The sequence below is a fragment of the Photorhabdus hindustanensis genome, assembly GCF_002968995.1.
Taxonomy (GTDB): Bacteria; Pseudomonadota; Gammaproteobacteria; order Enterobacterales; family Enterobacteriaceae; genus Photorhabdus; species Photorhabdus akhurstii.
Genome location: NZ_PUWT01000029.1, coordinates 152,982 through 167,031 on the forward strand (window position 1 = coordinate 152,982; position 14,050 = coordinate 167,031).

Sequence of the window (14,050 nt, forward strand, 5' to 3'; positions counted from 1 at the left end):
CATCTGTTCTCTGTCTTCTGTCTTCTGTCTTCCTTCTATTTGACATTCTCAAAGACATAGACTGCACCAGCTTCAGACACAGAACCAACCTCGGCTGAAACTGCACCAACCGCCAAACTCGTCTCCCACCGATTCAAACTGACAGCCTTACCGAAACCATTTAAATTGTCCGAATTGCCTGAGGGGTTCAAAATCTCGATAGGTGTTTCCATATTCCACTGATTATTTAGACAGGTATACACATACACCCTGGAAGCCGCTCCCACTACCAGATGGTTTCCTACATCATTCAGTTTTATAGCGCTGCCAAAATACGTTACGTCACTTGCAGGAGCCGAAAACTTAATGGGACTCTCTGTATCCCAGATCCCATTCGTGCGCGTATACAGATAAACCTTCCCCTTAGTGGGGACATCATAATCTACCCCCACCGCCAGACGATCTCCCTCTGCATTTAGGCTAAAAATCCGATTAAAACTGGATGAGTTATCTTTAGAGGCAATGAACTTAATGGGATTTTCTCTATCCCAAACCCCATTCGTGCGGGTATACACATAAACTATGTTGGAAATATACCCCGCCAGACAGTTTCCCGAGGCACTCAGACAAGCCGTGGTAAAGTAAGATAAATGAAAGGGGTTTTCTGTATCCCAAATCCCGTTCGTGCGGGTATATATATAGGACCTGGAGACGCCGCCCACCACCAGACAGTCTCCTGCGGCGCTCAAGCAGACATTCGCACTAATAGAGTATGCATTTTGATCTTCCATCGGAAACACTATGGGATTTTTGGTATCCCAGACGCCATTCGTGCGCGTATATACACAAGCCCTCACTTTTTTAGCATCCATGTAGTATTCCACCAGGTATCCCACCGCCAGGCAATCTCCTTCCGCATTCAAACTGACATCCCAATAACTACGAGATTGAGCTTGATCATCCTCAAACACAGCAGGAGCACTTATATTCCACTCCCCCTTCCGGCCCGTATATACACAGACTTTATTATTCATCCCAACCGCTAAGCAGTCTCCCGCCGCGTTCAGGCTCACAGAAGTGCCAAAATGTTCATTCGCTTTAGGGGAAGGAGAAACCATACGCGCCATCATCGCACGTTTAATACCCAACAACTGCGTGATCTCCATCCGCTCCCAGCGCGATAAACTGAAAAAATCCGCAAACTGAACCCGCCGTTCGGCATCCAATTTCAGACGCCTTCCTCCATCAAAAGAGAATCCACCGTTTGGCTTCAGTGATAGGGCCAAAGCCCTCAGATCAAGGTTCAACCCACCAAAATGATGCGTGTTGAGGGCCAGTTTTCCGTTGTCATCTCGTTCCAACCCTGCGGTCGGGCTATTCCCTTTACCGCCATCAATGATTTCATATGCCTTATATGCCTCATCAATCAAATGGAAAAAGGCTTCAGGCGCGGGCGGAACACCGGACTTAAAACTCGCTTTCAATGAATCAACAGAACTAATTTCTTTATCCGTCATAATATGTCCTCAAAAGCCGTATTAGACAGTCACCGTCATCTATTCTCTGTCTTCTGTTCTCTGTCATCTGTCATCTGTTTTCTACCTCCTGTGCCCGCATTCAATAACAACTTGGCAATTTGTTTCCGCGTCTCCTCAGGAAGCAATTTAAAAGCTTGGGCCGAAACCGCTACAGTCCCATCCACCGACAACACCCCAGATTTATCTAACATCAATCCCCCATCGAGCTGTAGCTTTAACGCAAGCCCTTTCGGTTCCAACGAGATGCCATCACCAACCTTAACCGCCAAACGGTTGTCGATAACCTGCAACCCAACTCCCGGATGATAAGTTTGATCACTATCCCGCCAACCAAAAAGCTGTCGCCACAACGTAGCCCAATCAATCAGTGAATAAAATGCCGCCTCAGTCGGGATCTTGCCAGGGGCGAAGTGAGCACTAAGCTGGCTAACCGTTTCATCTGTTATTTCTTTCGCCATCGTTTTTTCCTCATTTAGCTAGTCGTAAAGGTAAACTTTCCCTTCTCCACTCTTCCAGCCACTGGCGCCAATCGCCAACGTATTGCCGTCACCGCTAAGACAAACACCGGCGCCAAATTTATGGTTTGACTCCCCATCCACTGCCAGTAATCCGCCCTGCGAAATCCATTGTTCATCCTGATAGCTAAACCACCATCCCGCACCGGTTTGCACACCTGTGTTATCTTTACCAACAGGTGTTGACACCACCAGTATCTGACCGTCGCCACTCAAAGAGAGTTCGCTGCCAAACCTTTCCCCGGCCGTCACCGCTTCTCTCAGTATCCCTACGGCTTGCCATGAATTACGGTAACGCTGGTACAAATAGACCGCACCAACATTGTTCTTCTCTCCCGGACACCCCACCGCCAAGATATCGCCGCTATCGCTCAGGCTAAGACTGGCGCCAAAGCCGTCACTGCTGATGGTTAAAGGCGAAGTCAGCGAATTGAGTGGCGGTCGCGGCTGCCAATATTCCCCATGACGATGAAATATCGTCACTTCACCGTTATTACCATTACGCCCTGTTGCCGCCACCGCCAAAGTTGAACCATCAGCACTCAAGCTAAGTTTGCCGCCAAACATATCGCCCTGTGCCGGAGAAGCTAAGGTCAGACGCTCACCAAGCTGTGACCATTTCTTCCCGTCATACTGATAAAGATATACTGCGCCGCAGTTAGTCAATAAACCCGATCTCCAGCCATAAGAACCTACTGCTAATAGTGTGCCATCGGCGCTTAGGCCCACAGCGCAACCGAAATGCTGCTGAACGTTCGCCTCACTAAGCCAAAGTTTGGCCGGTTTCTCCCACTCGCCATTTGACAATTTGCGATAAATAAACACTGAACCATGCCCGCCATCACTGTTCCGGTTATCAATGCCCACTGCGAGAACATTACCGTCTCTGCTCAGGCTGAGCGCTCTGCCGCCATAACCACTAACGTAATCAGCGAATTGCTGCCGCCAACCGTTATCGGTATAAGAAAATAGATATACGGGTTCCTTTCCTTCTGCCCCACTAAGCGCGATAGTTTTCCCATCGCCGCTGACACTGACAACAGCGCCAAGGTTTTTATTGTTACCGTTGGCCGGTAAGTCAAACGCGGGCAACTGCACCTTACTCGCTGCCATCTCCTCAGCATGAATCAGCCAACGGTAAAGTTCTCTTTGTTGTTCTTCCGTAAAACTCTCAAACAATTCCAGCGACAATTTAAAGTCGGGACGTAACCCCAATTCGCCATTAATAAACTGTAAGCCGCTGTTCTTATCAATATTGACAGCAATTTCACGGTCTTCTCCGATATGCACCCCATCACCGGGATTCACTAAGAGTAAATTCACTTCATCCAGATCCCGGTTCAATCCTGCCCCTGGATTATTATCGATCTGACCTGGGTCCAGCCCAGCTAAACGCCGACCTTCCGCCGCGATTTGCACCAATTGAGCATAATTTTCACTTTTCGGCATGGAATATAATTTAAACCAGGATTTAACTTCCTCTTTATCCAACAAATTATTCTCGCTGAATGTAAATATCTTGTTGTGAGCCATTAATACCTCCAATGCAGAATGACAAATAAATTAACGTTGTTACACGCCGTTCTATTCTTTTATTTTCGAGATAAACAATATTCTGGCTTTATCCCCCTCTTAATGTTTCTTTTCATTCTAATTGGCCGCTTTATCGGTAAATTTTGCCGAATCGTCGGGCGTGGCGATATATTTCCCCCTAACCGGGCATTCCTTCTCTGGGTACAAACAGCACCTCTGCGGCTTTTAGCTGTTCGTAGTCTTTCTTACTCCAGAAAAGTTCTTTATCGGCAAACTTCGCCAAATCATCGGGCGTGGCAACATGTTTAATCCCCACACCACGTATTTTTTCTGCTGGTATAAACAACACCCTTACAACTTCCATCTGTTTGTAGGTTTTCTCATTCCAGTAACCTTCTTCATCGACAAACCTCGCCAAATTATCGGGTGTAGCGACATGTTTAACGCCCAGACCAGGTGGAGTTTCTCCGGCGGGTGTAAACAACACTTCCGCAGTTTTCATCTGTTCATAGGTTTTTTCATTCCAGAAGAGTGATTGATCGGCAAACTTCGCCAAATCACTGGGTGTGGCAACATGTATCACGACAATATCTTCTTGATATAGCGGCGGTTCGGTGGACATAATGTTCCCCCTATTAATAATGTCAGACCTTGGTTATGTGTTATATACCCGTCATCTTTCAAGCTGCCTCTTTGTTGGCTGCACTCGCTCACCCCGGTCACATAGTTTGCTATGCTCCCGGGGATTCACTCCCTTGCCGTCGCGATGCAACTTGAAATCCATAGGGTATAACTGAAACTGCCCTCGGCAGACTCGCTTCCGATAACACTTATTTAATATTCAACTTGACTACGTTATTCGTTTTTCGTGTGAAACAATCAGATATATTTAAGCATTATATAAAAGTGAATTTTTGCCAGCCATTTAATAAAATTTTAATTACTTTTTTTTAAAAATCTCACATAAAAAAGTATCGTTTAAACAATATCCCACTGGTATCGCAATAACTATTTTAATTCAATTAGATTTAAACTAATCAACCAAGGATTTTATTAGAGCAAATATAATAATCAATGATGTTTATAAATGTTACATATTTATACCAAGACATCTCACTGCTACATAATAAAAACATTTAGCGAATCAGACTAAATACAACAATTAAAACTAATTTTTCCAACATGACTAATAATCCATTTAAATGGAGAAGTTTATTAGTTAATTGTAAGAAATTAAAAATATAGATATTTAAAATTAACAAAATATAAAAATAGAGTTCATCCTCCAGATTTATATATTTGATAATAGGACTGGTAATATGAAGTCTGAGAGTTACCTGACGTTTTATTTAAGATTTTAAATCTATACCAAAACCGGTAACTCTCAATTTTTCAAGGTGCTGTATCAGCTCAAGTGGCGCTTAATACACATTAAATTAACTTAATCGATTATTTTCCAAATATCTTGGTTTTGGCTGGTATTCCATCTGAGAATTTTGTACCACTCCAGTCTATCTGATTAGGCGGTATGCCGAACTTTTTCCATGTCAAATTAACGGGTACTCCAAGTATACATGCAGCAATAAATCGATGCTGACCATCCATGATATGGGTAAGCCCTGTCCGACTATTATGCCAGACAACGATTGATATTGGATTTCCATTTGTGTTGAAGCTTGCTATTTTTTCGTCAACAACTTTTTGAAAAACTTCTGCTTGAGCGGGTAGTGGTGCGAAATTCCCAATATCCCTTCGTCCTACAGGGCTGCCTTTTAATATTGATGTGTCATATGTCCCCTCATTTCCTTTTAGTTGAGGTCCGTTTGCTGTTTTTCTTAATGTTACGGGATTTAACATATTTTTATACATATTTAACTCTCATCCTTTTGAATTGTTTAGGGCATCAGATATTACTGAATTTTCCTTTTTCGTCACCCAATTTTGTGTGTTATTTTTTATCTTTCCTTTATCATTCTTTTATTCAACATTCGACTATTTAGCCCGTTATTTATTATTGCACTCAGTACAGATTGATTTATTTTTATATTTAACATTATCTCAAGATGGATAAGTTAAAATAAATACGTTTAAACAAATATTCTTATATAAAGGCATTAACTAATAGAAACATGCTATTTTTATTATTCATAATTTCAATATAAATATATAAAACTGATTCGACCAGCAAGTACAACTTTCTATCAGTGACAGAACAGAACATAAGATTCGTCATAAATATATTGAATAGTCGTCCACGTAAAACATTACGATACAAAACATCCAATGAATTATTTTCAAATAAAGAAAGTTCGTTTGTTGTATAGATAAAATCATTTATGTAATACTTATAAAAATAAACGTGACAAAAGAAAAATTCCCATTTCATCTAAATTTTCATGAAAAATAACAACAATCATTTAGAGTAAAATAAATTTAAAATATCAAATAAAATGAGATATTTCCACCCAAAAACATACATACATTCATGTACAAACAAAAAAGTACCAATTAAACTCCCAAACAACTTACTGCAACCATTTTATTTTAATTAATCCCTGCTCATAGCAGTAATTAATGGGAATTATGTTTTTTGACAGAAATAAGTAAAATCATGAAGTTATAGGAAATAAAAACTGTGTGAATATGTATTACCAATAATGCTAAGTGAAATAATGTGATCTCCACTTAGCAGATGGCAACCCACAATTCTCCCATTAATACAAGCAATTAAACACAAACACCCAGTTAATGAGAATTCTAGTCATGCATCAGAAATTTATTTAATCATATAGTTAACCTGTACGATATTATAAATAAAGAGTAAAAATGTAAGCCGGGATTGGTTTCAGCTTTCAGTTATTCACTTTTACTTTAAGAACACTATTCAAAAACCTATTGCAAGATATTGTCCATTTATAACACCTGACGGATAATCAGGAGTGAAAGCCCATTCCTTCCCAAGATAATCATTAGCCCGCCCACTCACCCAAGCTCTAAAACTATTCAATGTTCCGTTAGGTGTTGCTGCCATTGGCAAACAAGCATTCCCAGTATCGATCATAATAATAGCCAAACAACTATGGCGAAAAGAAGTCGGTAGAACTACCGTGTTTTCAGTTAATACTTTAAATGGGTGCTTGCCCCACTGAAGTATCAATCCACTAGGAAACTTCTGATAACCATTAAACGATAATTGAGAAGGAAACTGCTCCTTCGTATGATTCTTCAATGAATCTGTAAAATCCTTATTAAGGATTTCCATATCCCCATTATCTTTAACATCATTCCCACTCTGTATGGATATAAAATTAGCCACAACAGATGCTATCGTTGATGACTGACGTAATACTTTATTTAATACATGAGTGGTAATATTATCTGGGGGGAATCCCGTTTTTAAACTTTGTCCCTCTTCATATTTATCTTGACTTACTACATTTGCATTACTATTAATAGAAAAAGCTTTAAAATCATTCTTGGGACTCATAAAAACTCCTAAAATTAAATAATATCTTCTTTCATAAGAAACATATTGGACCATTGTAAATGGTGATTTCTTTCAATTCGCACAAATAACAGTTTAGTTCAGAAAAATAACAATGGGGCATTCTTATTACTTATAAGGCTAACTGTTTTTGTATAATTTGTGACTTTCCAGACCTCAACTGACAGTTTTATGTATATTTATCAAGCTTTAATTGAGGTTAATATGCACAAGAAAGAGGAATAGAAATTAGAGGAAAGCTCAAAATATTGGCTCATACTGAAGAGGATAATAACGTCAATAAAACTTACCGTTATTGAGGAATATCCCAAGATACCTTTTACCATTGGAAATAAGGATTATACTGCCAAAAGAGAAAAAGAATTATTTAATAGTAAATTATGCTAGGAAAACCAAGCTGCCCGCATTACCTCTGTCATTGAAGAGAAAATCTTATATCTGTACCAAAATTACCATGATGATTATAACAGGCCATTTTGGAATAAATGGCCTGCTGTTTTCTATTGATACAACTACCCATTACCACCAATAGTCGCTGTCATACGAATTTGACGGTTATCGCTGATTTCAAGATTAGATAAAACCACTAATTGAGGCAAAGTTCTACGCAAGAAACGCGACAACAGCGGGCGTAATGCATGATTAACCAACAGTACCGGAGGCGCGCCCAGCATTTCCTGACGTTGTAGTGCTTCCGTCGCCTGTCGTTGTAAGTTATCCGCCAATCCCGGTTCCAGACCTCCGCCATTTTGTAACGCCTGAATTAACAAACGTTCAAGGCCAGCATCCAATCCGATTACCTGAATTTCCTGTGCGCCGGGGAACCACTGCTGAGCAATTGCTCGGCCAAGCGCGATTCTAACCAAAGATGTCAATTCATAAGGATCAGTTTGTCCAGGCGCATGTTCAGCCAAAGTTTCAATAATCGTCCGCATATCCCGGATAGGTACCTGTTCGGACAACAGATTTTGCAGCACTTTATGCAAGGTTGTCAGATTAACAACATCAGGAATAAAGTCTTCCGTCAGTTTCGGCATCTCCTGACTGACCCGCTCAAACAATTGTTGCGCTTCCTGACGACCAAATAACTCATTCGCATATTGCGTCAACAGGTGATTCATATGGGTCGCAACAACCGTACTGGCGGCAACCACCGTGTATCCCTGAACCTGAGCTTGTTCTCTGAGGCTGTCATCAATCCAAACCGCAGACAGACCAAAAGCGGGATCTTTCGTGATATCACCTTGCAATTCCCCTACGGCTCCACCGGGATTAATCGCCAGCCAGCGCCCCGGATGCGCTTCACCGCGACCAATTTCTACCCCTTTCATCAGAATACGATAGCCCGCCGGAGCCAGTTCAAGGTTGTCTCGGATATGAACAACCGGCGGTAAGTATCCCATCTCTTGGGCAAATTTCTTACGAATGCCGCTGATTCGCCCCAATAACTCACCATTCTGGCGAAAATCAACCATCGGGATCAGGCGATATCCCACTTCCATACCCAAAGGATCTTCAAGCTGAACATCAGACCATGAAGCCTCCGATGCCTGTTGTTGCTCTTCTATTTTTGGTTTTTCTGTATTTACCACCGGCGCATCAGTGCGACGATATAGATACCAGCCAAGACCGGCTAATGCTGCGGTAAATAATAGGAAAACAAAGTTTGGCATTCCCGGTACCATACCCAATAATCCGAGAACACCCGCACTCAACATCATCACTCTGGGATTGTTGAACAGTTGAGTCACCATCTGCTGACCAACATCCTGATCCGTTGCTACACGGGTAACAATCACACCGGCCGCAGTCGAAATAATCAGCGCAGGCAACTGGGCAACCAGACCATCACCAATGGTTAACAGGGTATAAGTCTCTCCCGCATCCCCCAGACTCATACCGTGTTGTGCCACACCGACAATTAAGCCGCCGACGACGTTGATAACCAAAATCATCAATCCGGCAATCGCGTCGCCGCGCACAAATTTACTGGCGCCATCCATCGAACCATAAAAATCCGATTCTTGAGTCACTTCCGCCCGGCGTTTCTTCGCTTCGTCTTCACCAATTAATCCAGCATTCAAATCGGCATCAATTGCCATCTGTTTACCTGGCATGCCATCCAACACAAAACGGGCGCCCACTTCGGCAATTCGCCCTGCACCTTTAGTAATGACCATAAAGTTAATCAATACCAAGATGATAAATACCACAATCCCGATAGCGAAATTGCCACCAACCAGAAAGTGACCAAATGCTTCTACAACACGCCCAGCCGCCGCAGAGCCAGTATGCCCTTCCAATAGAATGATACGGGTTGAAGCTACGTTAAGAGATAAGCGTAATAACGTGGAGAACAACAAAATGGTCGGAAATGCGGCAAAATCTAGCGTACGCCGGGTAAACATCGCCACCAGCAACACCATGATTGATAGTGCTATGTTAAACGTAAACAGCAAATCAAGCATGAATGGCGGCAATGGCAATACCATCATCGACAAAATCAAGAGGATCAATACCGGCCCGGCAAGCATTTGCCATTGCGAGCCTTTCATATTGCCCGGTAAACGAAGTATAGAGGCCAGATTAGCCATGACGATTATTTTCTCCAGCAAAATCCAGTGCTGGCGGCACTGGCAGATTTTCAGGTTTCTTCGGCTTCAAGCCGCCTTCCCGTTTCCAACGTTTCAGTTGATAGACCCAAGCAATGACTTCCGCGACGGCTGCATAAAGTGTCGCGGGAATATGCCCGCCGACTTCACTGTGACGATAAAGTGCTCTGGCAAGCGGCGGCGCCTCAAGTAATGGAATGCGGTTCTCTGTACCTATTTCCTTAATACGTAAAGCAATTAGCCCCGCCCCTTTCGCCAATACTTTTGGCGCACTCATCGCTTTTTCGTCATATTTCAACGCAACAGCATAGTGAGTTGGGTTGGTGATAATCACATCCGCTTTCGGTACATCCGCCATCATACGCTGACGGGCAGCCGCCCGTTGTTGCTGACGGATACGCGCTTTAACATGTGGGTCCCCCTCTTGTTCTTTAAATTCATCCTTTATTTCCTGCCGGGTCATTCTCAGTTTTTTCAAATGGCTGTATATCTGGTAAACAACATCAAAAGCCACCATCGGTATCAACATGAAAACCACCACATAACCGGCGAAGATCAGCATTTGCATAGCATCATCCAGCGCCAACAGTGGCGGTTGAGCTATCAGCCTCAACATGTCGGGCCAATTCATCCAAAGAAACAGAGCGGCGCCAATGCCGACAAATCCCGCTTTAAGTAGTGCTTTGAATAATTCCGCTAACGCATTCATTGAGAAAATACGTTTCAGGCCAGAAATGGGATTTAATTTTTTCGCATCAAATTTGATGGATTTGGTACTGAACACTAATCCACCCAATAGCGCCGGGGCACTTAATGCAACTAACACTAATCCAGCAAAAACCGGCAACAAAGCCAAAACAGCCTGTTGCAGCAACCTGCCAATCTGTTGAACCATCTGTTTATCATTGCTGACCATACTGTGATCAAAGTTAAACCCTTCAAACACCATCAACGACAATTCATGCGTCATGGACTGACCACTCATCCAGAGCAAACTTAGGCCACTGGTCAACATCAATATAGAACTTAGCTCTCTAGAGCGGGCTATTTGCCCCTCTTTTCGAGCTTTTTCCCGCTTATGGGGCGTGGGTTCTTCTGTTTTCTCAAGATCGCTATCTTCGGCCACGGCTTTCCTTGTCAGATTCCTAAACGCTATCGCTCAGAAAATATGGAATCAAATAGCGGTTAGCATGACAAAAGAGAAAAAATCCGATGACTGGAACAATGAGAAATTTGACCGGGTATTTGCGGGATCAAGTTCAATAACACCACGGGGTCAAGACATCAACTCATCAAACTCTTATCCACTTGGTATCAGAGCCGGAGACAAAAAACTCGAACTTATTTTCACTATTTTCTGAACTTTTCTATATCTTTTTAACTCAAATATTTTGCAGGATCGATCACTTATCATATTTAAGTGTCAATAACATAGTAATGATTCCAGTTAAACAGAAGTTTAATATGGTTGGTTGCAGGAGAAGCGAAGTAGATGGCAATAGGGTATTACCTGCTCGTTGGTGACAAAACCACCTGCGGCGGACAGATTATTACTGGTGATCACACCATGACATTTAACGGGCGAGCAACCGCGCGTGAAGGGGATAAAGTTACCTGTGGTAAACATCCCGGTACTTACACAATTGTCGGCGGCATATCCGACATGTTTGATATGGGGCAACGATTAGCCGGCACACTGGACAGCGTGAGTACCTGCCCTTGTCGGGCCCGGTTTATTAACTCGGTTATGGACAGCTACGAGAAGCAGGAACAACCTCGTCAACAACCTGCTCATATGACAGCGCAAAACTTCTCGTCACCGGTGAAGGAAGCGACAACAGTTCAGCACACATCTCCACCGGTGACACAGGCACCGCCTCCACCGATCCCGGTATTTGCCAAATCCCGCCAGCGGGGCAAAGGCTGTACCGATGCCGGTACGGAAACTGAACCGGCAAATAATTTCGGTAGGATGGCGATATATCAGGTTCAATCATCACCCGCGCCAGTCACGGAACCAAAGCCTGAACAACCTCCGCAAGGCAAGAAACACCCACCAGAACCGGATAAGCCGCAGGATAAAAAGTTACCTTGGTATAAACGGTGGTTTAGCGACAGCAAAGATAAGGCCGAAGCCGCTGCGACTGCTGTAGCTGCAACGACTCGCAGCGCGGTGGCGGATGGCGAAACGCTGGTGATGCGTTACATTGGCGGTGGCACTAGCAGTACCGGACGCTGGCTGGCGGCTCCGAATCCATTGACAGTCGGACTAATGGGGCTGTTTTATTCATCGGGACTAAATGAAGGTGAGGAGGATTACTTAAACGAATATCATCTTAGTGAAATTGCCAGTCAGTATGGTAAAGCACCGACCCGTGTCCGTTTTCGCTGGATCAGAGATGAAGAAAGCGGCAGGATGACGGTTCAGGGGTATCACGTCAGCCCGGAAAGTGGTCTGGATAAAGTGCCGGTTCATATGATGAAACTGAATCCGGCCACCGGTAATTACGAGTTCTGGGAACCGGGAGAACACCGGCCAACGATTTTATGGACACCAAACGAGCAGGAATTCAAAGTTCCACCCCATACCGGGAATGAGGAACAGCCATTTATTCCGTCGCAGATAACCGTATTGCCGATCCCGGATAAAGTCGGCAGCGATATTGAATCGTTGCCAATGCCGGAAGAGAAGGATTTTCGGGATTATATTCTGATACTCCCCATCCCAAATATGCCACCGGTATATGTGTATTTGAGTAAGCCGCCGGTGAAATTGTTTGAAGTGGATTTATATAGAAACTTTACTGGGAGACTAAGGAATGGAACACATGCAGATCATATGCCTTCGGCTGCTGCGGTTCAGGCTTACTGGAAAAACCTTTATCCAGAACTGAAACCCAAGCAACTAGAAAGATTATCAAAAAATGTAGCAGCCATAATTATTCCTGCTGATGTCCATAGAAAACTCAGTGCGACCTATGGGGGACGTAATACCCCTGAGCAAATACGACAGGATGCCAGTGACTTACGGGGAGCTGTCGATCGAGATTTTAATACGATAATGCCAGCATTACAGGAATATGGTGCAACAGAACGTCAACTCGAAGAAGCTAGAGTAAAAATGCATAAACTAAATCAGGAACAGAGGTTATACAAATGACAGTAAATATAGAATCATTAATAAACAGTTTGGGGAAAACGTATCAGGAAGTCTTTGATGCGGGACTCATTCCCTATAAAACCAAGCCAACAGGAAATTTTGGCACTGAATATATATCTCTAGATATGGTTAAAGAAGGTGTTTATCTTGCTTTTAAACGGAAGGATAAAATTTTATTTGATGTGACACTTACTCTACTAGATAGTGATAAACCATCATATACATTTCCAAATGAGTTACCATCACCGCTGATCTCACATATGTCACGTCAGTGGATACATGAACAATTCGGATTGCCTGAAAAGTCAAAAGAACCAAAAGTGATAATGAAAGAAGAGTTTGGATGGGTTGATTTGTACACGATACTAGATTTTCGTATACCAACTAACATGCAAGTTGATTATGATCTATTAGAGCGCGTTAAAGAAGTGACATTTCTACCCACCTCAGAAGTACGTTGGTAATCAATAAAAGAAGTGGTTTTTCTTGAAGAGCCAATTCATTAATCAACAACTTAAAAGGTTAAATTGAAGATGAATTGGCTTAATTAAGAAAAGAGGTTATATAAATAATGGCGATCAATATTGAAGCATTGATTAATTTCTTGGGTAAGTCTTATCAGGAAATTTTTGATGAAGGGTTAATCCCTTATAAGACTAAGCCAACAGGATACCCAGGAGATCCTGATATCACTTTAGATATGATTAAAGAAGGGATGTATTTGGCTTTCAAGAGGGAAGGCAAGATTCTGTTTGCTATAGAACTTATTTTTCTTGATCAGAAAAAAACCTCATACCAATTCCCTAATGAGTTGCCTTCTCCTTTGAAGACATTGATGTCCAGACAATGGTTACACGAGCAATTAGGTGAACCAGAAAAGGTTTTTCCTCCGAGAAAAATTCTCAAGAAAGATGTTGGCTGGACAGAGCTATATACGTTATTGGATTTTCGGATGCCAACTAAATAAATTTTCAAAATAATAGATCACTGGAAGGGAACTCAGTCCGATTTTTGCGATCTGATCAATTGCCAAAAATCCCAAACCTCAACACGGACTGAGTGATGCCTATCATAGCACCCATACCTCAAAATGAATGCCAGAAAATGAGAAAACTTATCCATAAAACCCGTGATAAGAACTATTCCCGTCGATTGACGGCGTTATTGATGCTCAATGAGGGATTGACGGTGACTTATGTCGCTAAAAC

At 42.6% G+C, this 14,050-nt stretch carries 12 protein-coding genes and 2 pseudogenes; 5 read left to right on the forward strand and 9 right to left on the reverse strand.

Features of this window, described 5'->3' with window-relative positions; translation table 11 throughout:
- Window positions 1-35 precede the first annotated feature (35 nt).
- The 9 genes and pseudogenes from C6H66_RS12555 to flhB form a co-directional block, all read right to left on the reverse strand.
- Window positions 36-1,499, reverse strand: a complete 1,464-nt coding sequence (locus C6H66_RS12555; RefSeq protein WP_181150200.1) for a hypothetical protein — start codon at window positions 1,497-1,499, stop codon at window positions 36-38.
- Between the two features lie 32 nt (window positions 1,500-1,531).
- A complete protein-coding gene (locus C6H66_RS12560) occupies window positions 1,532-1,975 on the reverse strand; it encodes a hypothetical protein (protein WP_105395773.1) in 444 nt (147 codons plus the stop codon).
- An 18-nt stretch (window positions 1,976-1,993) separates the two neighbouring features.
- A complete protein-coding gene (locus C6H66_RS12565; RefSeq protein ID WP_105395774.1) occupies window positions 1,994-3,565 on the reverse strand; it encodes a WD40 repeat domain-containing protein in 1,572 nt (523 codons plus the stop codon).
- A gap of 178 nt (window positions 3,566-3,743) precedes the next feature.
- A complete protein-coding gene (locus C6H66_RS12570; RefSeq protein WP_105395775.1) occupies window positions 3,744-4,187 on the reverse strand; it encodes a hypothetical protein in 444 nt (147 codons plus the stop codon).
- Window positions 4,188-5,014: 827 nt separating this feature from the next.
- Complete coding sequence (locus tag C6H66_RS12575) at window positions 5,015-5,434, reverse strand: hypothetical protein (RefSeq protein ID WP_036775752.1); 420 nt, start codon at window positions 5,432-5,434, stop codon at window positions 5,015-5,017.
- A gap of 1,015 nt (window positions 5,435-6,449) precedes the next feature.
- Entirely contained in the window at window positions 6,450-6,827 is a 378-nt protein-coding gene (locus C6H66_RS27640) for a gp53-like domain-containing protein (protein WP_422615604.1), read from the reverse strand.
- Window positions 6,828-6,829: 2 nt separating this feature from the next.
- Window positions 6,830-7,052 (reverse strand): annotated as a pseudogene (locus C6H66_RS12585) (phage tail protein); the annotation flags it as partial.
- Window positions 7,053-7,582: 530 nt separating this feature from the next.
- The gene (flhA, locus tag C6H66_RS12590; RefSeq protein ID WP_105395776.1) at window positions 7,583-9,664 is read right to left on the reverse strand and encodes a flagellar biosynthesis protein FlhA; all 2,082 of its coding nucleotides are present in this window, start codon (window positions 9,662-9,664) and stop codon (window positions 7,583-7,585) included.
- Entirely contained in the window at window positions 9,657-10,808 is a 1,152-nt protein-coding gene (gene flhB, locus C6H66_RS12595) for a flagellar biosynthesis protein FlhB (RefSeq protein WP_036807372.1), read from the reverse strand. The genes flhA and flhB overlap by 8 nt, the downstream gene beginning before the upstream one ends.
- Before the next feature lie 64 nt (window positions 10,809-10,872).
- Between flhB and C6H66_RS25960 the strand changes: the two genes are divergently transcribed.
- From C6H66_RS25960 to C6H66_RS12615, 5 genes and pseudogenes are all read left to right on the forward strand, one after another.
- The gene (locus C6H66_RS25960) at window positions 10,873-11,043 is read left to right on the forward strand and encodes a hypothetical protein (RefSeq protein WP_181150198.1); all 171 of its coding nucleotides are present in this window, start codon (window positions 10,873-10,875) and stop codon (window positions 11,041-11,043) included.
- Between the two features lie 131 nt (window positions 11,044-11,174).
- Window positions 11,175-12,842 (forward strand): S-type pyocin domain-containing protein, encoded by a 1,668-nt coding sequence (locus C6H66_RS12600; RefSeq protein ID WP_105395777.1) that lies wholly within the window; start codon window positions 11,175-11,177, stop codon window positions 12,840-12,842.
- Window positions 12,839-13,306, forward strand: coding sequence for a DUF6392 family protein (locus tag C6H66_RS12605; protein ID WP_046397165.1), 468 nt, complete (start codon window positions 12,839-12,841; stop codon window positions 13,304-13,306). Before C6H66_RS12600 ends, C6H66_RS12605 begins: the two co-directional genes overlap by 4 nt.
- A gap of 107 nt (window positions 13,307-13,413) precedes the next feature.
- Window positions 13,414-13,809 carry a DUF6392 family protein gene (locus C6H66_RS12610; protein ID WP_219847618.1) on the forward strand — a complete coding sequence of 132 codons (396 nt, stop codon included), beginning with the start codon at window positions 13,414-13,416 and terminating at the stop codon, window positions 13,807-13,809.
- A gap of 95 nt (window positions 13,810-13,904) precedes the next feature.
- A pseudogene (locus C6H66_RS12615) lies at window positions 13,905-14,050 on the forward strand (IS630 family transposase); the annotation flags it as partial.